Source organism: Halorubrum trapanicum (assembly GCF_017873555.1).
GTDB classification, from domain to species: domain Archaea; phylum Halobacteriota; class Halobacteria; order Halobacteriales; family Haloferacaceae; genus Halorubrum; species Halorubrum trapanicum.
The window spans coordinates 79,992-99,012 of record NZ_JAGGKE010000006.1 but is presented as its reverse complement, the minus strand read 5'-3'; the positions used below and the strand labels follow the sequence as shown (position 1 = coordinate 99,012).

The 19,021-nt window shown below is 71.4% G+C and carries 20 protein-coding genes; 14 read left to right on the top strand and 6 right to left on the bottom strand.

What is annotated here, in order from left to right:
• Window positions 1-2: 2 nt before the first annotated feature.
• Together J2744_RS08455 and J2744_RS08450 are read right to left on the bottom strand one after the other, a co-directional pair.
• Window positions 3-1,223, bottom strand: coding sequence for an ABC transporter substrate-binding protein (locus tag J2744_RS08455; protein WP_209546667.1), 1,221 nt, complete (start codon window positions 1,221-1,223; stop codon window positions 3-5).
• Window positions 1,224-1,438: 215 nt separating this feature from the next.
• Window positions 1,439-2,308 (bottom strand): helix-turn-helix transcriptional regulator, encoded by an 870-nt coding sequence (locus J2744_RS08450; protein ID WP_209546664.1) that lies wholly within the window; start codon window positions 2,306-2,308, stop codon window positions 1,439-1,441.
• Window positions 2,309-2,437: 129 nt separating this feature from the next.
• Between J2744_RS08450 and J2744_RS08445 the strand changes: the two genes are divergently transcribed.
• The 5 genes from J2744_RS08445 to J2744_RS08425 all read left to right on the top strand — a co-directional run bounded on the left by J2744_RS08445 (window position 2,438) and on the right by J2744_RS08425 (window position 7,526).
• Entirely contained in the window at window positions 2,438-3,115 is a 678-nt protein-coding gene (locus J2744_RS08445) for a 2,5-diamino-6-(ribosylamino)-4(3H)-pyrimidinone 5'-phosphate reductase (protein WP_209546661.1), read from the top strand.
• Between the two features lie 250 nt (window positions 3,116-3,365).
• Window positions 3,366-4,289, top strand: a complete 924-nt coding sequence (locus tag J2744_RS08440; RefSeq protein WP_209546651.1) for a coiled-coil protein — start codon at window positions 3,366-3,368, stop codon at window positions 4,287-4,289.
• Window positions 4,290-4,443: 154 nt separating this feature from the next.
• A complete protein-coding gene (gene sppA / locus J2744_RS08435; protein ID WP_209546648.1) occupies window positions 4,444-5,379 on the top strand; it encodes a signal peptide peptidase SppA in 936 nt (311 codons plus the stop codon).
• Between the two features lie 112 nt (window positions 5,380-5,491).
• On the top strand, window positions 5,492-6,628 hold the full coding sequence (locus tag J2744_RS08430) for a DUF373 family protein (RefSeq protein ID WP_209546645.1): 1,137 nt from the start codon (window positions 5,492-5,494) through the stop codon (window positions 6,626-6,628).
• A gap of 73 nt (window positions 6,629-6,701) precedes the next feature.
• On the top strand, window positions 6,702-7,526 hold the full coding sequence (locus J2744_RS08425) for a shikimate dehydrogenase (protein ID WP_209546642.1): 825 nt from the start codon (window positions 6,702-6,704) through the stop codon (window positions 7,524-7,526).
• Window positions 7,527-8,063: 537 nt separating this feature from the next.
• On the opposite strand, the gene J2744_RS08420 is transcribed toward J2744_RS08425, so the two are convergent.
• Complete coding sequence (locus J2744_RS08420) at window positions 8,064-8,522, bottom strand: transporter (protein WP_209546639.1); 459 nt, start codon at window positions 8,520-8,522, stop codon at window positions 8,064-8,066.
• Window positions 8,523-8,625: 103 nt separating this feature from the next.
• On the opposite strand from J2744_RS08420, the gene J2744_RS08415 reads away from it, so the two are divergent.
• From J2744_RS08415 to J2744_RS08390, 6 genes are all read left to right on the top strand, one after another.
• Window positions 8,626-9,201, top strand: coding sequence for a helix-hairpin-helix domain-containing protein (locus J2744_RS08415; RefSeq protein ID WP_209546636.1), 576 nt, complete (start codon window positions 8,626-8,628; stop codon window positions 9,199-9,201).
• A 58-nt stretch (window positions 9,202-9,259) separates the two neighbouring features.
• Window positions 9,260-10,975, top strand: a complete 1,716-nt coding sequence (locus tag J2744_RS08410; protein WP_209546633.1) for an anthranilate synthase component I family protein — start codon at window positions 9,260-9,262, stop codon at window positions 10,973-10,975.
• A 40-nt stretch (window positions 10,976-11,015) separates the two neighbouring features.
• The gene (locus tag J2744_RS08405) at window positions 11,016-11,657 is read left to right on the top strand and encodes an anthranilate synthase component II (protein ID WP_209546630.1); all 642 of its coding nucleotides are present in this window, start codon (window positions 11,016-11,018) and stop codon (window positions 11,655-11,657) included.
• Window positions 11,654-12,604, top strand: coding sequence for an aminotransferase class IV (locus tag J2744_RS08400; protein WP_209546626.1), 951 nt, complete (start codon window positions 11,654-11,656; stop codon window positions 12,602-12,604). The genes J2744_RS08405 and J2744_RS08400 overlap by 4 nt, the downstream gene beginning before the upstream one ends.
• An 80-nt stretch (window positions 12,605-12,684) precedes the next feature.
• On the top strand, window positions 12,685-13,284 hold the full coding sequence (locus J2744_RS08395) for a DUF5789 family protein (RefSeq protein ID WP_209546624.1): 600 nt from the start codon (window positions 12,685-12,687) through the stop codon (window positions 13,282-13,284).
• Window positions 13,285-13,371: 87 nt separating this feature from the next.
• A complete protein-coding gene (locus tag J2744_RS08390) occupies window positions 13,372-13,842 on the top strand; it encodes a Rieske (2Fe-2S) protein (protein ID WP_209546622.1) in 471 nt (156 codons plus the stop codon).
• A 13-nt stretch (window positions 13,843-13,855) separates the two neighbouring features.
• Here J2744_RS08390 and J2744_RS08385 read toward each other — a convergent pair whose 3' ends face one another.
• The gene (locus tag J2744_RS08385) at window positions 13,856-14,302 is read right to left on the bottom strand and encodes a DUF5788 family protein (protein WP_209546620.1); all 447 of its coding nucleotides are present in this window, start codon (window positions 14,300-14,302) and stop codon (window positions 13,856-13,858) included.
• Between the two features lie 132 nt (window positions 14,303-14,434).
• On the opposite strand from J2744_RS08385, the gene J2744_RS08380 reads away from it, so the two are divergent.
• A complete protein-coding gene (locus J2744_RS08380; RefSeq protein WP_209546618.1) occupies window positions 14,435-15,220 on the top strand; it encodes a YkgJ family cysteine cluster protein in 786 nt (261 codons plus the stop codon).
• Between the two features lie 27 nt (window positions 15,221-15,247).
• Here J2744_RS08380 and J2744_RS08375 read toward each other — a convergent pair whose 3' ends face one another.
• The gene (locus J2744_RS08375; RefSeq protein ID WP_209546616.1) at window positions 15,248-16,153 is read right to left on the bottom strand and encodes a dihydrodipicolinate synthase family protein; all 906 of its coding nucleotides are present in this window, start codon (window positions 16,151-16,153) and stop codon (window positions 15,248-15,250) included.
• 92 nt (window positions 16,154-16,245) lie between these two features.
• Complete coding sequence (locus J2744_RS08370) at window positions 16,246-17,772, bottom strand: cytochrome P450 (RefSeq protein ID WP_209546614.1); 1,527 nt, start codon at window positions 17,770-17,772, stop codon at window positions 16,246-16,248.
• A gap of 90 nt (window positions 17,773-17,862) precedes the next feature.
• Between J2744_RS08370 and J2744_RS08365 the strand changes: the two genes are divergently transcribed.
• Together J2744_RS08365 and J2744_RS08360 are read left to right on the top strand one after the other, a co-directional pair.
• Complete coding sequence (locus tag J2744_RS08365) at window positions 17,863-18,510, top strand: helix-turn-helix domain-containing protein (RefSeq protein ID WP_209546612.1); 648 nt, start codon at window positions 17,863-17,865, stop codon at window positions 18,508-18,510.
• A gap of 95 nt (window positions 18,511-18,605) precedes the next feature.
• Window positions 18,606-19,016 (top strand): TRAM domain-containing protein, encoded by a 411-nt coding sequence (locus J2744_RS08360; RefSeq protein WP_209546610.1) that lies wholly within the window; start codon window positions 18,606-18,608, stop codon window positions 19,014-19,016.
• The last annotated feature ends 5 nt before the right edge of the window (window positions 19,017-19,021 follow it).

The following is a 19,021-nucleotide window of genomic DNA, read 5'->3' as shown; positions in this document are numbered from 1 at the left end:
GGCTAGAAGTTCCCGTTGATGATGTCTGCGACGCGCTGGCGGTCGAACAGCTGCTCGTCCTCGGGGACCTCGCTGACCGGGCCCGGCCACTCGCCGAAGCGGTCCGGCCAGACCATCTTGGCGACCGCCTCCGTCGCGAAGAGGTCGACGATGGGGCCCTGATACTGGTCGCCGATGCGGAGGATGTTCCCCTCTTGGACGGCGGTGAGGTCCTGACCGCTCGGGTCGTTCTCGAACGGTTCGACGACCTGATCGACGAACTGCTCGTGTGTGCTCGAGACGAGCGAGCCGCCGACGGAGATGTAGTCGGGGTCGTACTCGAGCAGCTCCTCGTACCCGATGTAACCGCCGCTGGGGATTTCCGCGTCGTAGGCGTTCCGGAGGCCGAGCCGTTCGAGCGGCTTGGTCTGGTTGTGGTACTGGTGGATGTCCGAGAGATAGAACTGCCCAGACGTCGGGTCGACGCCGCGCCACAGCGGGATGACCGAGGGTCGTTCGTCCTCGGGCGGCAGTTCGGACTCGATGTCCGACATGAACTCGTCGTGGAGCGACTGCCACGCCTGGTAGCGCTCCTGCTCCTGGAAGACCGTCGCGATCTTCTCGAAGACGTCGTAGAGTTCGTAGTAGGTGTCCTGATCGTTTCCGAACGGGTGGGTCGGCCCGAACCGGATCCCGGTCCCGACGAACGGGCCGGTCGCGTCCTCGATCTCCTGGATATCCGAGTCGTCCCAGTCAGTGAACCGTCCCAGGTCCCGGGGGTCGATGAGATTGACGTCCTGCCCGGGGGCGTAGAAGTTCTCCTTGTCGTAGCCGGACTCGGAGCCCGAGGCCAGCGCCATGATCGCCTCCTCGTCGAACGTGACGTCGGGGAGGATGTCGTAGAGCTTCCGGGGCGCGCGGGCCATGTCCGTCGCCGCGACGGGCTGCTTCCCGAGCGCCATCCCGATGTCGAGGTAGACGCTGGGGATGACGGAGTACGTTTCCGGCACCGCCTCAAAGGTGAACTCGCCGTGAGGCGCGATTTCGACCGTGTACGGGTCGATACCGCCCGAGTCCTCCTCCTCGGAGGAGTCGTCGTCGGTCGTCTCGGTCGCGGAGCCGTTTCCCCCCGCGGAGTCGTTCGTCCCGCCGGCGGCCGATCCGTCGGTCTCGTTCAGGCAGCCGGCGAACCCGGCAGCGACGAATCCAGCGGTTCCAGCCAACAGCTGACGCCTTCGTGGCATACGAGTTTAGGTTGGCCTAAACAGTGATAGTGATTCCTCGCGTTCGCCGTAATGCGGCGTGGCGTCGCGTTCACGCCGTGAACGATCGAACGGACCGTTCGGGAGGGACACGGTAATCCTTCGAGCGGGCGCCGATCGGCGCGTTCGCGTCGCTCACGGCCGGCGACGTGCGGAGACCGACGGAATTAGGAGGAAACTCGTCCGCGGTCAGCAGTCTACTCGGGGTCCGTGCCGTCGGCCAGTCGCGCGAGCGGCGTCGCCCGGGCGCGGTAACGCGCGATCGTCTCCTCCGCCCACTCGACGACGTCGGGTTGGTCGGTCCGGAGAATATCGAAGCCACGCTCGTCCTCGCGGTCGATCGTCAGGAACGCCGTCCCGTCGATCAGGTCGATACTACAGGGGACCGTCCCGTCGGCACCGAAGTAGAAGTGGCCGTCGGCGGCCGCTTCGAGTCGCTGCCACCGGGACCGGAGGTCGGGGTCGTCGAGCATCGTCGCGGTGACGTTGGAGTCGAAGACGACGGCCCCGTCGAGGGTGTCCCCCGCGCGCACGGCCTCCTCGGCCGCGTACATGGGGAGCGCGATGAACGTCCCGAGCAGCGACCGGCAGGACGAGGCCTCGCGGATCGCGTTCGCGACGACGCGGGCCGCCGCCAGGGGGTCGGCCGCTTCGGCGGCGACGCGCTCCGCGTCGGTGAGACACCGCGGGTCGAACCCGAACCACTCCGTCGGCAGGCGGTTCACCAGGTCGGGGTGCGTCCGGCCGACCGAAACGGTTCCGAGCAGTCGGGAGAAGTCCCCGAACACGAGCCGACCGAACCGAGTCAGCGCGTACGATCGGTCCGCGTGGTCGTGGTCGATCCAGCCGCGGTCCTCCAGATCGCCGAGGATGCGGCTGAGCGTCACGCGCGTCGCGTCCGTCCCCGCGGCGATCTCCTCCCGGGTTCGCGGCCCGTCGTCGAGCAGTTCGAGCACCCGAACGCGGTGTTTCGAGCGGGCGAGGAACGCCACCGCGTCGATCGCGTCGTCAGCACGGTGGGCGTCGTCTCCCGCCGCCGTGACAGTTCCGTCGTTTGCGATCGTCATCGGTTACCGCCCGTTATTTAGGCCGACCTAAATCACTTTCCCTCCGTCAGCGGCGCCGCGGGAGGCGCACGAGTCAGTAATCGAAACGGGGACCGAAACGACCATTCCGCGTCCGGACGACCCTCGCGTATGCACGTGGTCGTCAACGCGGCCCAGAGCGTCGACGGGAAGCTCGCCACCCGCCGCCGGGAACAGCTCCGGATCTCCGGCCCGGAGGACTTCGACCGGGTCGACCGCGTCAGAGCGGCCGCGGACGCGGTGCTCGTGGGGGTCGGGACCGTCCTCGCGGACGACCCCCACCTCACGCTCGACGAGGAGGACCGCCGGGTCGAGCGCCTGCGGAACGGGCGGTCGGGCGACCCCGCCCGCGTCGTGGTCGACTCCACCGGCCGGACGCCGACCGACGCCCGGATCCTCGACGACGCGGCGGCGACGTATCTCCTGGTCTCGACCGCGGCCGACCGGGAGCGGCGGGCGGCGCTCGCCGACGCCGGCGCGGAGGTGATCGTCGCCGGCGAGGAGCGCGTCGACGTCGCCGAGGGACTCGACAAGCTCGCCGACCGCGGCGTCGACCGCCTGATGGTCGAGGGGGGCGGCGAGGTGATCTTCTCGTGTTTCGACGCCGGCGTCGTCGACGAGCTCCACGTCTACGTCGGCTCGCTCGTCATCGGCGGCCGCGACGCCCCCACGCTGGCGGACGGGACGGGCTTCACCGAGGCGTTTCCCGACCTGACGCTCACGGAGACGGAACGGCTCGACGACGGGGTCGTCCTCTCGTACGAGGTCGAAGCGGACGGGGAGCCGTGAACCGAGCCGGACGCCGCTCGCCACCTCCGTGTGAACCGTAACCACGAAATCGAGAGGTACACGGGCCGTGGCACCGGTGTACACGGAAATCACCGAAGTATTTATGTATCGCCCGGGGGTAGTTGCTGGTACCAGAACGCCTCTGGCGCTGGTGGAATCGCACGCTGAAATGAACGGGAGTTCTTGCAGACGGCCCGACGCACCACAGCGAGCGTCCGCTATCGCCGGAGCGGTGATGGAGAGATAACAAATGGTAACGAAAGAAGAAGTCATCGAGCAGTACGACGTGGAAGCGATGGACGAGGCGGACAACGTGGACCTTTCTGAGGACGACTTGGAGAACGGCTCCAAGGGCCAGCTCATCAAACGCGCCGGTCAGCTGCGAGACCGACGCAACGAGCTGAACCAGATGGCCTCCGAGCGCGCCTCCAAGCGCGACGACCTCAACGCGAAGACGCGCGAGAAGGTCGACGAGGCCCAGGAACACCGCGAGAAGCGCGACGAGCTCAACGAGCAGGTCCAGGAACACAAGGACAAGCGCAACGAGCTCAACGCCGAGGCCAACGAGCTGTTCGACGAGGTCGAGGAGATCAAACAGGACCTCGAACTCGGCTCCGGCAAGTCCATCGAGGAGCTCGAAGAGGAGATCGAGGACCTGGAGTTCCGTCAGCAGACGGAGGTCCTCGACGCGGAAGACGAGCGCGAGCTGATCGAGAAGATCGACGACAAACGCGAGAAGCTCGCCGAGAAGAAGGAGAAGGTCGACGACACGAGCGAGCTGGACGAGCTCGTCGAGGAGGCCGAGGAGGTCCGCTCCGAGGCGTCCCAGCACCACCAGAAGGTGACGGAGCTTGCGGACAAGGCCCAGGAGCACCACAACCAGATGATCGAGGCCTACCGCGAGGCCGACGACATCCGCGACGAGGCCGACGAGATGCACGAGCTGTTCGTCGAGGCCCAAGAGGCGGCCGACCGCCACCACGAGGACTTCGTCCGCGTCCAGAAGCGCCTGCGCGAGCTGGACAAGAAGGAGGAGGAAGAGCGGGAGGACGAGCGCGCCGAGAAGCGCGAAGAGGAGAAGGAAGAGGCCGAGGAGATCTATCAGAAGTTCAAGGAGGGCGAGACGCTCGACACCGAGGACCTGATGAAGCTCCAGAAGACCGGCCTCCTGTAAGCCGGGCGAGAAGCGGTTCCGACGCGGTTTTCTGCGGTTTTTCGCGCCGAGTAGCGTGACGGGCAGCGTCGCGGCCGCGACGAGCGAGTCGAGACCGGCGGCGACGGTCCGCGCCGGCCACCGCTTATAAGCGCGTGCGACGCCAACCGTCGGTATGGACGACGCGCCGACGAACGGACGGAAGGGGTTGCTCGCGGCGGCCGCGGTGGGCGCGGCGACGACGATCGCGGGCCGCGCGGCCCTCGCGCGGCTCACCGGCGGCCGGTTCGGTGACGCCGACGAGTACAACACCGCGAAGGTGACCGTGTCGGGACCGATCCGGCGGAGTCAGGGCCGCCCGTCGCCGCTGTCGGGACCGGGCGGCGCGACCGCGGACGACGTGGTCGAACAGATCGAGGCGGCCGACGAGGACGAGGACGTCGCGGCGCTGCTCGTCGAGCTCAACACGCCCGGGGGCGAGGTCGTGCCGAGCGACGACATCCGGCGGGCCGCCGCCGAGTTCGACGGGCCGACGGTGGCGTACGCGACGGACACCTGCGCCTCGGGCGGCTACTGGATCGCGAGCGGCTGCGACGAGCTGTGGGCGCGCGAGGCGAGCCTCGTCGGCTCCATCGGCGTCGTCGGCTCCCGGCCGAACGCGAAGGGGTTGGCGGACAAGCTCGGGATCTCCTACGAGCAGTTCACCGCCGGCGAGTACAAGGACGCCGGCGTCCCGCTGAAGGAGATCGAGGAGGACGAGCGCGAGTACCTCCAGGGGATCATCGACGGCTACTACGAGCAGTTCGTCGAGACCGTGAGCGAGGGCCGCGACATGGACCCCGAGGAGATCCGGGAGACCGAGGCGCGCGTGTACCTCGGCGACGACGCCGCGGAGATCGGTCTCGTCGACGAACTCGGCACCGAGGACGACGTGGAGGCGCGGCTCGCGGACCTGCTCGGAGCAGAGCCGGAGGTCAAGGAGTTCACGCCCGAACGCGGGCTGGCGGAGCGGCTCGGCATCGGCGCCGAGCGCGTCGCGTTCGCCGCCGGGAGCGGCATCGCGGGCGTGTTCGCCGACGAGGGCGGCGACATCGACGTGGAGTTCCGGTAGCGGCGGCCGAGGCGACGCGCCGCCGGCCGCGGGAGGGAGCGGCCGCCGGAGCCGAACCGCACGCGGCGGCCGACGGGGAGGATTTTTGTCCGGCCGCGATGTGAGTCGACACGTGACGACGCTGGTCATCTGCGTCGACCGCTCGGGGGCGATCGGTCGCGCCACCAACGTCCCGATGCCGGTCGCCGGCTGGGAGGCCGTCCGGTCGCTGGTCACGGACGCCGGGCTGGACGACCCCGAGGACGCCAGCGTGAACTGCCTGCTGGAGTCGCTGCGCGTCGCGCGCGACCTCAGGGACGAGCGCGAGGAGTCGGTGGTGGCGGTCGTCTCCGCCGAGAGCGACACCGCCGTCGGCGCCGACCGCTCGATCGCGGCCCAGCTCGACGACCTCGTGGAGCGGTACGAGCCGCGGGCCGCGATCGTCGTCGTCGACTCCGCCGAGGACGAGCGGGTCCTCCCGGTCGTCGAGTCGAGGGTCCCCGTCGACTCCGTCGACCGCGTCGTCGTCCGACAGGCCCGCGACATCGAGTCCACCTACTACCTGCTGAAGCAGTTCCTCGCCGACGAGCAGCTGCGGTCGACGGTGCTGGTCCCCATCGGCGTCGCGCTGCTTCTGTTGCCCGTGCTGTTCTCGCAGTTCTCCGCGGGCGAGGCGATCGCGGGCGTCGCCGGCCTGCTCGGCGCCGCGCTGCTGTACAAGGGGCTGGCGATCGACCGGCTCGTGGCGGGGATGCCAGAGCGGGTCCGCGAGGCGCTGTACGCCGGGCAGGTGTCGGTCGTGACGTACGTCGTCGCCGGGGGACTCGCCCTCGTCGGCGGCTTCTTCGGCTTCCTCGCCGCCTCGGAACTGGCCTCCGGGTCGCCGCGGCTCGTCGAGGTCGTGGAGTTCACCTACGCGGCGGTCCCGTGGTTCGCGGTCGCCGGCGTGACCGCGGCGGTGGGGCGGCTGCTCGACGAGCTGATCCGCGACGAGGGGATCCGGACGCCGTACCTCAACCTCCCGTTCGTCATCGCCGCGGTCGCCTTGGTCGTCCGCGGCTTCGCGGGGTACTTCCTCGCGCAGGAGGCGATCCACGAGCCGCTGTCCGCCTACGGGATGACGATGACGCCGGTCCAGCAGCTCGCGGCGTTCATCGTCGGCGGCATCGTCGTGTCGCTCGTCGGCGTCAAGGTCGCCAGCGACGTCGGCACCGAGACCCTCGAAGACGTCATCGACGCGGAGCGGGACGCCGAGGGGCGGCGGGAGTGAGTCCGGGCGGAGCCGGCGAGAGAGAACGCGCCCGACCGACCGCCTTTTGTCGGTCGCGGCCGCGTGAGCGGGCATGGACGTGTACGGACTGATCGGGAACCCGGTCGGCCACTCGCTGTCGCCGCCGATGCACGAGGCGGGCTACGCGGCGCTCGGACTCGACGCCCGGTACGTGACCTTCGAGCCGGACGCCGACGCCGCCGTCGCGGCGATCGAGGGCGGCGCCGACCTCGGCGTCGCGGGACTCAACGTGACGGTGCCGTTCAAGCGGGACGCGCTGCGCGCGGTCGACGCCGCCCCGCTCGCCGAGCGCATCGGCGCGGTCAACACGGTCGATTACGGGCCGATGAGGGCGGGCGAGACCGACCGGCCGCGGGGCCACAACACCGACGCGGCCGGCGTGACGCGGGCGCTCGCGCACCACGACGTGACGGTCGACGGGCGCGAGGCCTTGGTGGTGGGCGCGGGCGGCGCGGGGCGGGCGGCCGCGTTCGCGCTGGCGGACGCGGGCGCGACGGTCCACGTGGCGAACCGCACCGCCGAGCGCGCGACCGAGTTGGCCGAGGACGTGCCGGACGCGACCGGCGGCGGCCTCGACGACCTCGCTACCCGCGTCGCCGCCGCCGACCTGCTCGTCAACGCGACGAGCGTGGGGATGGAGGCTCCCGAGGAGACGCCGGTGCCCGCGGACCACCTCCACGGCGACCTCGCGGTCCTCGACGCGGTGTACGCGCCGATCGAGACGCGCCTGCTGCGGGAGGCCGCCGCCGCGGGCGCGACGACGGTCGACGGCGCGTGGATGCTCCTCTACCAGGGGGTCGAGGCGTTCGAGATATGGACCGGCGAGGACGCGCCGGTCGAGGCGATGAACGCCGCGCTGCGTGCGGAGTTAGAGTGACGTTGCGGCGCGGTTGTTTATAAACGGACGATGCGGTGGCGCGCCCCGGTGAGCGGCCCGAAGGGCCGCGAACCGTCGGCGCGAGGGAGTCGGTGGTCCGGAGCGAAGCGGAGGACCACCGACGAGGCTGGGGAGGCGTGAGGTGCGGGGCTGGGTGGGACTCAAAGGGACAGTCGCCGGCGGCTCCGCCGCCGGCTGTCACCGGGCGAAGCCCGGTTGCCCGAGGGACGCAGTCCCTCGCTGCCCGTGGCGCGTAGCGCCACGCTGCCGCGAGGACGAAGCACGGCGTTCACGAGAGCGAAGCTCTCGTGAGCCAACCAGAACGCGAAGCGTTCTGGTGACGACGGAAGCACCGCAGGAACGAGCGCAGCGAGTGACGAGGAGCGCAGCGAGCCGCGCGAGTCCTCGCGGCTGGGGCTTTGGAGGGATTCACCGCAGAGTTAGCGACCACGTATCGCCGAGCGGCTGGGCTTTCGGAAGCGTTCGGCGCGCGGTCGACGACACCTAAAAAGAGGCTATCGACAGCGGCGACTACCTTTAAAGTACCGTCGGGCTGGCGAGCAGCCCCGCGGTGACGATAAGCCCCACAGAAACGGCCGACGCGCCGTAGAGGAACGGCTTGGCGTCGCGGGCCGGCTCCCTGAGCTTGCCGGCGTCGAGTCCGTCGGCCAGCTTCGAGCCGGCGACCTCGACGAGTCCGGTTCCGACGAACCACAGCCCCAGCATCGTCAACACGAGGTGGCCGCGGGGCGTGCTCGTCAGCGCCTCGAACGTGTACTGCGTCCCGGCCATGTGTCCGCCGGACGCGACGAACGCGACCGCGCCGATCCGGGTGATCCAGCGCAGGCGGCCGACGACCGAGCCGAGCGCGTCGCCGCCGATGTCGCCGCGGAGCGCGGGCGGGAGCACCGCGAGGGTGACGAACAGCACGCTGCCGACCCAGAGGACGGCGAAGCCGACGTGGACCGACCACATGACGGGGTTGAGAACGTCCATACACTCGGAACGGGCCGGTGCCACTTATAAATCGGCGAGACGGAGCGACGGGTCGTTGCGGCGGAGAGGGTTTTTAAATATCTCGCACGTGTAGCCGCCGGCAATGGCTCTACTCCAGAAGCTCAAAGAGAAGCTCGGATTCGGGAGCGGTTCGGGCGAGCGCGAGTCCGCCGAGACGGAAGTGACCGTCGAGCGCGAGTCGGAACCGGCCGCGGAGGCGTCCGCGACCGAAGTGGACGAGACCGAGCCGACCGACGAGAGCGAGGCCGGCGAGTCGGTCGCGGACGAATCGGACGAGAGCGAGACCGACGTCGACGACCTCGCGGACGGGGACGACGATCCGGTCGCCGCGGAGACGGAGGCCGCCGCCTCGACCGAGTCGCTCGTCGACGAGGAGGTCGCCGCGACCGACGACGGCGGAACCGAAGCCGACGATGCGGCGGAGCCGGCGGAGGCCGCGGGGAGCGAGGCGGACGACGTCGCGGTCGACGACGACGACCGCGGCCCGAGCGTCGAGGAGATCAAGGGCATCGGACCGGCGTACGCCGAGCGCCTCGCGGAGATCGGGATCGAGACGATTGACGACCTCGCGGGCGCGGACGCCGCCGCGATCGCCGAGGGGACGAGCGTCGGCGAGAAGCGCGCCGCGACGTGGATCGACCGCGCGAGCGAGTTCTAACCGGCGGACCGGTTTCGACGACCGCAACTGTTTCACCGCCCCCGCCGAACAGGGTCCCATGAGGCGAACGGTACACACCGACCGGGACCGGTTCCGCGCGGTCGCCGCCGCGGCGCCGGACGGCGCGCGGGTCCCGGTCGAGCTCCGGGTCGCCGTCGACGACCCCTTCGCGGCCTACCGCCGGGCGCGGGACGGTCCCGGCGGCGTCTTCTACGAGACGACCGGCGGCCAGTCCGGCTGGGGGTACTTCGGCGTCGACCCGGTCGAGCGACTGACCGTCTCCGGGGACGCGGTGGTCGCCGGCGCGGGCGGTGAGCGGGGGAGATCGGAAGCCGAAGGCGAGTCGGAATCGGAACACGCGGGCGACTACCGGCGCCCCTCCGCCTCGCTTTCGGCGCTGGAGGGCGTTCTCGACGGCGAACGGCTGGCGCGCGGCGACTGCGACGTGCCGTACCCGTGCGGCGCGTTCGGCTGGCTCTCCTACGACGCCGCCCGCGAACTGGAGGAGTTCCCGCCCGCGGCCCCCGAGGGTCCGGGAGCCGTGGACGATCGGGGGCTGCCGCGGCTTCGGGTGGCCCTGTTCGACCGGATCGCGGCCTGGGAGTGTCCGGTGGACGCGGGCGGGTCGTCCGACGGCGCCGCCGACGCCGGTGACGAGACCGTCACGCTCCGAGTGACCGCCTGCCCCCGCGTGCCGGACGGACTCGACGACCCCGACGCCGACCGCGCCGCGCTCGACGCGCTGTTCGACGAGGGACGGTCGCGCGCGGCGGCGCTGATAGGTCGGATCGAGAGCGGCGGCCCGGACGCCGAGGCGGCGCCCGATCCGACCGCCGGGAGCGCGACCTTCGAGAGCGACGTGGGCCGCGAGGGGTACGCCGACGCGGTCCGGCGGGTCAAGGAGTACGTCCGCGAGGGCGACACCTTTCAGGCGAACGTCTCCCAGCGCCTGACCGCGCCAGCCGCGGTCCACCCGGTCGACGCGTACGACGCGCTCCGGGACGTGAACCCGGCGCCGTACTCGGGGCTGATCGAGTTCGGCGACCGCCCGGGCGGCGTCGACCTCGTGAGCGCGAGTCCGGAGCTGCTCTTGGAGCGCGAGCCGACCGACGACCCCGAGCGCGGCGCGCGCCTCGTCACCGAACCCATCGCGGGGACGCGCCCGCGGGGGGACACGTCGACCGCCGATGAGTCACTGGAAGCGGAACTGACCGGCGACGCGAAGGAGCGCGCGGAACACGCGATGCTGGTCGATCTGGAGCGGAACGACCTCGGCAAGGTGTCGCGGTTCGGCACGGTCGAGGTGAGCGAGTACCGCCGCGTCGACCGCTACAGCGAGGTGATGCACCTCGTGAGCCAGATCGAAGGCGAGGTGCGGCGGGACGTGGGCCTCGCGGACGCGGTCGCGGCCTGCTTCCCCGGCGGAACGATCACGGGCGCGCCGAAGCCGCGGACGATGGCGATCATCGACGAGTTGGAGCCGACGCGCCGGGGACCGTACACCGGGTCGATGCTCGCGGCCGGCTTCGACGGGCGCGCGACGCTGAACATCGTCATCCGGACGCTCGTGCGCCACGCGGCGGAGTACCACCTCCGCGTCGGCGCGGGGATCGTCCACGACTCCGACCCGGACGCGGAGTACGAGGAGACGCTCGCGAAGGCGCGCGCGCTGGTGAGCGCGGTCGACGAGGCGCTCGCAGCCGGCGGGATGGCCGTCGACGAGCCGGTCGAGGACGCGCTCGACGAGCCGACCGAGGAGGCGGGCGAGCGATGACGGGCGGCTCGGCCGAGACCGGCGAGGAGGCGGTCGAGCGATGACGGGCGCCGGTAGCGACACAGCGACCGCGGAGGGGGACTGGCGTCCCGGCGCTGGCGAGTCCGACGCGCGGGTCCTCGTCGTCGACAACTACGACTCGTTCGCGTACAACCTCGTCCAGTACGTCGGCGAGGTCGCCGGCGCGGTGACGGTCCGGCGGAACGACGCGGTCGACCTCGCGGGGATCCGCGCGCTCGACCCCGACGGCGTCGTCGTCTCGCCCGGCCCCGGCACCCCGGCCGACGCGGGGGTCTCGACCGCCGTCTTCGAACTCGACCGCCCCGTGTTCGGCGTCTGTCTCGGCCATCAGGCGCTGTGCGCGAGCCGCGGGAGCCGCGTCGGCCACGCGCCCGAGGTCGTCCACGGGAAGCCCTCGACGATCACCCACGACGGCGAGGGAGTCTTCGACGGCCTCCCCGACCGGCTCCGCGTCGGCCGGTACCACTCGCTGTGCGTCGAGCGCGAGGACCTCCCCGACGAGCTGGTCGAGACCGCCCGCACCGCCGAGGAGCGCGAGGTCGTGATGGGCGTGCGCCACCGCGAGAAGCCGCACGTCGGCGTCCAGTTCCACCCGGAGAGCATCCTCACGCCGCGGGGGAAGCGAATGGTTCGGAACTTCGTGGAGGTGTGCGAGCGATGAGTGACCCGAACGAGTCGTCATCGAGCGACGACGACCCGCTCCGGTACCACGTCGACGGCGAGCTCGTCCCCGCCGCGGAGGCGAGCGTCTCGGTGGAGGACCGCGGGTTCGCCTACGGCGACGCCGCCTTCGAGACGATGCGCGCGTACGGCGGCGACCTCTTCCGATGGGAGGCGCACGCGGACCGGCTCGCGGACACCTGCGAGACGCTCGGACTCGATCACGGGATCGGCGACGCGGAGCTGAAACGCCGGGTCGACGAGACGCTCGCCGCGAACGACCTCGCGGACGCCTATGTCAAGCTCTCGATCACGCGGGGCGTCCAGCCGGGCACCCTCGATCCCGACCCGGAGGTCGACCCGACCGTCGTCGTCATCGCGAAGCCGCTCCCGCGCGGCGGTGTCGGGAGCGATCCGGTCCACGACGGCCCGGCCGCGCTCCAGACGACGAAGACGCGCAAGCCCGCGGACCGCGCGATCCCAGCCGCCGCGAAGACGCACAACTACCTCAACGGAATCCTCGCCCGGCTCGAACTCCGAGTCACCGGCGCCGACGAGGCCCTGATGCTCGACCCGGACGGGCACGTCGCGGAGGGCGCGACCTCGAATCTCTTCTTCGTCGACGGGACGGCCCTCAAGACGCCGTCGCTCGACGGCCCGATCCTCCCGGGCGTCACCAGGGCGACCGTGATCGACGTCGCGGAGTCGGAGGGGATCCCGGTCAAGGAGGGGACGTTCGCGCCGGACGCGGTCCGCGAGGCCGACGAGGCCTTCCTCACGAACTCGACGTGGGAGGTCCGCCCCGTGGCGACCGTCGACGGCATCGCGGTCGACGGCGGAGGGGGCGGCGACGACGGCGAGGGGGTCGCCGGCCCGCTCACGACGCTCCTCTCGCGGCTGTTCGACCGGCGGATCGAGGAGAGGCACTACGACGGCGAGCGGCTGTGACCGGGGAAGCGGACCGCCAAAGCGATTCCGCGGATCGGGGTTCCCCACAGCGTTATCCCATCAGGGATCCTAAACGACGGATGGCAGACGACAAGGACGGACGGGAGAAACAGGCCGCAGACGAGGACCGACGACAGCGCGAGCGCGACGTCGAGACCGAGTTGGAGCGCGGCGACGAGACCGAGCCGCCGCTCGACGACGCGGCGACCGAGGCCCTCGAAGCGGCGCTCGAACCGCTGACGTTCCCGGCGACTGGCCGGGAGGTCGTCGCCGCGGTCGGCGACCGCGAGCTCGAATCGGCGGCTCGGGTCTACACCGTCGCGGACCTGATCCCCGACGCGGACCTGGAGGCGTTCGACGCGCCGGCGACGGTCCGCGAGCGGGTTCGCCGGCCGGCGGTCGCGGCCGCGATGAAGCGCGTCGTCGAGGCGGCGGCCGCGCTCGAAAACGTCGACTTCGGGCGGTCGCAACACGAGGCGTTCGAGCGCACCTTCCGGGCGCTGAGCGACATAAACGAGGTCGACGACGAGGAGGGCGTCCGCGCCATCGCCGACTGGGTCGTTGACCGGATCCGCGAGACGGAGTCGGTTCCCGGGTCGCGGGACCTCCGCCGACAGGCTGCGAAGTACTGCCGGACGCACGGCTACGAGGTCCGCGACGACGAGTGGCTCGGGGTCTGACCCGGATCGGCGGGCGATACCGCGCCGAGGGCGGTCCCCGACGCGCGAACGCACAACGTTCAAGCCGGTCGCCGGTCTCCCTCGGACATGGACGAGCACCGCCGGATCGCCGGCGTCGAGGAGGTTCCGGAGGAGAGCACGCTGCTCGCGACGCTGCGGCCGGTCGACCCCGAGACGGTCGACGAGGGCGAGGGCGACCTCGGGGAAAGCGACGACGGCAGCCCCGAGGTCGAGGCGGTCCTCACGCGGGCCGCCGGCGAGGTGCGCGCGTTCCGAAATTACTGCCAGCACTGGACTGACGTCCGACTCGACAAGGACGACGGGGCGTTCGTCCGCAACGGCGAGGTGTTCTGTCAGAAGCACGGCGCGACGTTCGAGGCCGACGGCGGCTACTGCAACTTCGGTCCCTGCGAGGGCGCCGTCCTCGAATCGGTCGCCGTGACGGTGGCGGACGGCGCGGTGTACCTCGACGACGACGCCTACGAGTTCGTCCGACTCGGTCCCTCCGCCGGGAAGGGCGACGGCGGCGGCTCGCGGATCGACTTCACCGGAAACTGAGCGGCGCCGGCGTTCAAAACCGCGTTCGGCCGCTCCCGCCGCCGGCGTCCTCGCGCCCGAGCGCCTTCTGTAAGAAGTTCATCCAGCGCTTCTGGTCGGCCGCCGCCTGCCGCTTCGCCTCCGTCTCCGGGTCGGGTGCGTCGAGTCCCTCCAGCGCCTCCAGCGCGCGGTCGATGCCGATTATCGACGCCGCCAGCCGCTCGCCCTCCTCCCGGCTCACCTCGTTCTCCTCGATGGGTTCGAGCCGGTCGAGCCGCTCGCGCCGGAGGTTCCGCTTGGCGCGCTCGACGCGGTCGCGCTCGCCGGGCGGGACCGAGTCGCGCCGCTTGATCTCGAAGACGAACGAGCGCAGGTCGATCGCCTCGCCCTGGATCTCGATCGACTCCGGGATCTCGACCCCGACGGTCGAGGACTCTCGATTGACCCGCTCTAAGAGCTGTTTCCGCTCGTACTCCTTCACGCCCGTCCGGTAGGCGACGGGCGTACTTCGCTCCTTCGCCCGCTCCCGGCCGAGCGCGGCGTCGACTCCGGTCGAACGCGTCGCGACCCGGGAAGGGACGACGTTAACCGCGCCGCGCCGCGATCGGATCGCATGGAGTCGCTCGAAGCCGAACTCGCCGCGGCCCGCGACCTCGCGGTCGCGGACCTGGCGGACGCCATCGAGTCCATCGGCTTCGAGTGCACGCGCTGTGGCGGCTGCTGTACCGGCTACGCGCCGGACGAGCCGGGCGGTGCGCCGGCTGGCCCGGGGACCGACGACGGGGACGGGGGCGCAGAGACCGAGTCCGGGTGTCACGGCGGCGGCGACGCCGACCGGGAACCCCACACCGCGACCGTCTTTCCGGACGAGGTCCGCCGCGTCGCCGACGCCGCCGAGGAGACGTTCGGCGAGGCGTACGACTGGCGCGACGTCGCCAGACCGATGCCGTTCGGACTCGACGCCGACGCGGACGGCGAGCCGACCGGCGAGACGTTCGAGTGGGCGCTCGCGACCGACGACTGCGGCGACTGTACCTTCTACGAGGAGTCGGACGGGCAGGGCGCGTGTACGGTCCACGACGCGCGCCCGCTCATCTGTCGGACATACCCCTTCAGCGTCGCCCTGGAGGGGACGAGCCAGCCGATGGGGGAAGCGGTCGACGAGGCGGGCGTCGTCCGTGCCCACGAGTGCGAGGGGCTCGGCCGCGACATTTCCCGGGAGGACGCCGAGGAGCTGGCGGCGGCGCTGAAGGAGCGCGCGGTGCGGGAACTGGAGGAGGCTATCGGCGTCCGCGACGGCTACGATCCCGACGCGCGCGAGCGGGCCGACGGCGACGCCGTCGTCTTCGACTCCGAGGGTCCGAAGGCGGCCGACGGAACCCCGATCGGCGGGGAGTAGCCGGGAGCGTTCGACTGTCCGCCCTTCTCAGACGGTATCGAGCGCCGCGTCCACGTCGGCGCGGATCTCCTCGCGGGCGTCCTCGTCCGGGAGCGTGAGCGGCGGCCGGACGCGGGGGTCGGGGATGAACCCGCGGTGGGCGGCCGCGACCTTCGTCGCGGGCGCGAAGCCGTGGTCGGCGCAGCGTTCGAACAGCGGGCCGACCGCGCGACGGTGAAGCGCCAGCGCCCGCTCGTCGTCGCCGTGGCGGATCGCCTCGCCGAGCGCGACGAAGACCTCCGGGATGACCTGCGAGAGCGCGTGGATCCCGCCGTCGACGCCGAGGCTCACGCTCGGGTACAGCAGCGCGTCGACGCCCTGGAAGACGGTGAACTCGTCGGGGGTCCGGTCGACGGCGGTGTCGACCGCCGAGACGTCGCCGCTGGTGTCCTTCACCCCGACGACCGGGTCGCGCTCGGCGACGGCCGCGAGGACGTCGGGATCGATCGGCTCGCCGACCGTCGACGGGATGTCGTAGAGGTAGATCGGGAGCGGCGCGTCGTCGGCGACCGCGTCGAGGAAGGCCCGCTGCCCCGCCGGCGCCGTCGAGTTGTGGTAGTACGGGAGGGTGACAAGCGCCGCGTCCGCGCCGGCCGCGTCGGCCGCTTCGAGGCGCTCGCGGACCCCCGCGACCGAGGTGTCGGCCGCCCCGGCGATCACCGGCACGCGCCCGTCGGCCGCGTCGACGACGGTCTCGACCACGGTCCGACGCTCCTCGTCGGTGAGGCTCGCGAACTCGCCCGTGGTCCCGCACGGGACCATTCCGTCGAGACCGACCTCGACGAGCGTCGCGACGTGGTCCGCGAGCGTGTCGGTGTCCACGTCGCCGTCGGCGTCGAACGGCGTGACGATCGGTGGCGAGACGGCGCCGCGTCGGAACTCCGGAGCGGTCATAGGGACCGATTCGACCGGGCGTGACAAAGACCTTGGTCCGGAGGCGGGAATTTCCGAGTGCGGCGGGCGTCGTCGTCGAGGGCGACGAACCGCTATTCGCCTCCGACCGGCGACCGAGCGGCGGCGGGACCGTCGTCAGCTTCGGCCGGCCGGTCGCGGACCCGGACCCGGACGGGACCGGCCGGCCGCGTGTTCGCGCTCGCCCGCACGGACAGGTCGGTCGTCACCGGCTCCAGCCGCAGCCGTCGGAGCACCGTTGCGGTCGCGAGGCGAAGCTCCTGTCTCGCGAAGCGCATCCCGATACAGTGGCGCGGTCCACCCCCGAACGGGAAGTACGCGTACTCCGGGCGCTCGCCGACCGCCGGTCCGGGAGCGTCGTCGCCGTGGACGGCCCCCGCCGCCCCGTCGCGGAGCCAGCGCTCGGGGCGGTACGTCGTCGGATCGTCCCACCACCGGTCGTCGCGGTGGACCGCCCACGGCGAGAGCGTCAACACGACGCCCGCGGGGACGCGGTGGCCGCCGAGCGTCACCGGCTCGGTCGGCTCGCGGAAGAAGGAGTGAACGGGCGGGTACAAGCGGAGCGCCTCGTCGACGGCCGCGGTCAGCGCGGGGCACTCCCTGAGGTCAGCGGGGGCGGGATCGCCGTCCAGCGCCGCGACTTCCCGTCGGACCCGCCGCTGGAACGCGGGGCGGTCGGCGAGGCAGTAGAGCGTGTACGTGAGCCCGAGCGCGCTCGTCTCGTGGCCGGCGAACAGGAACGTCACCGCGTTGTCGACGAGCCGGTCGTCGTCCATCGCCCCCAGGTCGGCGGCCGCGACGAGCGTCCCAAGGAGGTCGTCTGCTTCGCCGGGGTTCGCCGGCGCGCCGGCCGCGCGCCGCTCCGCGACGAGGTCGCGGATCGTCGACCGAAGCGCCGCCAGCCGCCGCCGGTACCGCCGGTTCGTCGGGGTCGGCACCCACGCCGGGAGAAAGGAGGTCAGCCGCCGCGTGTCGAACCGCTCGGTGACGCTCTCGGCGGCCGCGCGGACGGTCTCACGCTCCCGTTCGACATCGCTCCCGAGCAGGCTCTCGGCGAGAACGTCGAACGCGTAGTCCGTCGCCGCGGCGTGGACGTCGACGACGTCGCCGTCGTCCCACGACGCCGCCGCGCGGCGTGCGTGATCGACCATCGGGTCGCCGTACTCGGCCACCTGCTCGCGGAAGAACGCGGAGCGGATCGCCGTCCGCTGCTCCCGCCAGTCGTCCCCTTCGGCGAGGAACAGCCCGTCACCGAGGAGTCCGCCGAGCTGGTCTCGCGGCATCGCGCCCTTCTCGTACCGATCGTGGTCGTCGACGAGGATCCGGCGGATCGCCTCGGGGTCGGTGACGAGGTAGCTCTCTGTGCCGAACACGTCGTACCGGACGACGCCGCCGTGCGTCGCGGCGCGGCGCTCGTAGAACCCGAGCGCGTCGCTCGCCAGCTCGTAAACGTTCCCGAGCAGGGGGAGACCCCCGGGCGCCGGCGGTCGCGGCGGGTCGGCGTCGTCTGCGGTGCGCTTCGTCGACGGATCGGCGCCGTCTGCGGTGCGCTCCGTCGACGGATTGGAGTCGTCGTCGGATCGAGTCGTCGTCTGACCCATACGATCGATCGGCGCCGCGACGGACTGAGCCTTGGCACGGACTGGTCCGTGTCTTTTAAATTAAAGTGTGCGGCACCGCGTGAGAGACCTATGCGCTACGTCCACGTCGAGTTCGAGTTCCCGCCGGCGGTCCGGCATCCGATGCACGACTTCCTCGACGGCGGCGACGGCCGGCGGAGCGAGCTGTTGACGTGGCGGCGGTTGCCCGACGGGACGCTCGCGACGCTGTTCCGGGTCGCGGCCCCGCGCGAGCCGTACCTCGACCGACTGCGGGAGGTCGAGGCGATCGAGCGGTTCGAGACGGTCCCCGGGGAGGCGCCGTTCTACCTCAAGGCGTACGAGCGGTTGGGCGGACCGACGGAGCGGTTCCTCGACGCGTTCGTCGACACCGAGTACCTCTCGGTCCCGCCGGTCGTGTTCCGGCCGGCGGGCCGGCTGTCGTTCGGACTGATCGGGCCGCCCGACCAACTTCGCGACGCGCTCGCGGCGGTACCGAACCCGATCGCCGTCGAGATCGACCGCATCGGGTCGTACGGAGGCGGTCGGCGGCTGGCCGGAGTCCGGCTTACGGAACGCCAGCGGGAGGCGCTGCGGGCCGCGCACCGCGTCGGCTACTACGAGGTCCCCCGGACCGGATCGGTGGACGACGTCGCGGCGTCGATCGGCTGCTCGTCGTCGACCGCGGGCGCACACCTCCGCAAGGCCGAGGCGGCGCTGGTCGACGCGTTCCTCGGGTGACGGGGAGAGTCGCCGCGACTCGGGTCGACGCGACGCCTGACTGCGTCGGCGGTACAACTATACTAACCGGCCACCAGCATCCGGTGGAGTCTACTATGGAAATCTCCGAGAAGCTCCTCTGTCTGTTCAGCGCGGAAGTTCGCGAGACCGACGACGGCGAGTACGTCGTCGACGTGCCCAGCCGAGAGATCGACACCGGATCGCTGGAGCCGGGCGAGACGTACCGCGTCGCGCTCGTCGCCCGCGACGGGTCGCCGGAAGCGGCCGGCGACCCCGACACCGCCGCCTCGCGGAGCGACGACGGCCCACAGCCGCCGGTCGAGCCGGGCGAGATGCGGTACGTCGAGATCGAGGACCTCGGCAAGCAGGGCGACGGAATCGCTCGCGTCGAGCGCGGCTACGTGATCATCGTCCCGGACACCGAGGTGGGAGAGCGCGTGAAGATCGAAGTGACGGAAGTGAAGTCCAACTTCGCCGTCGGCGAAGTCGTCGAGGAGGCGGTCTGAGAGCG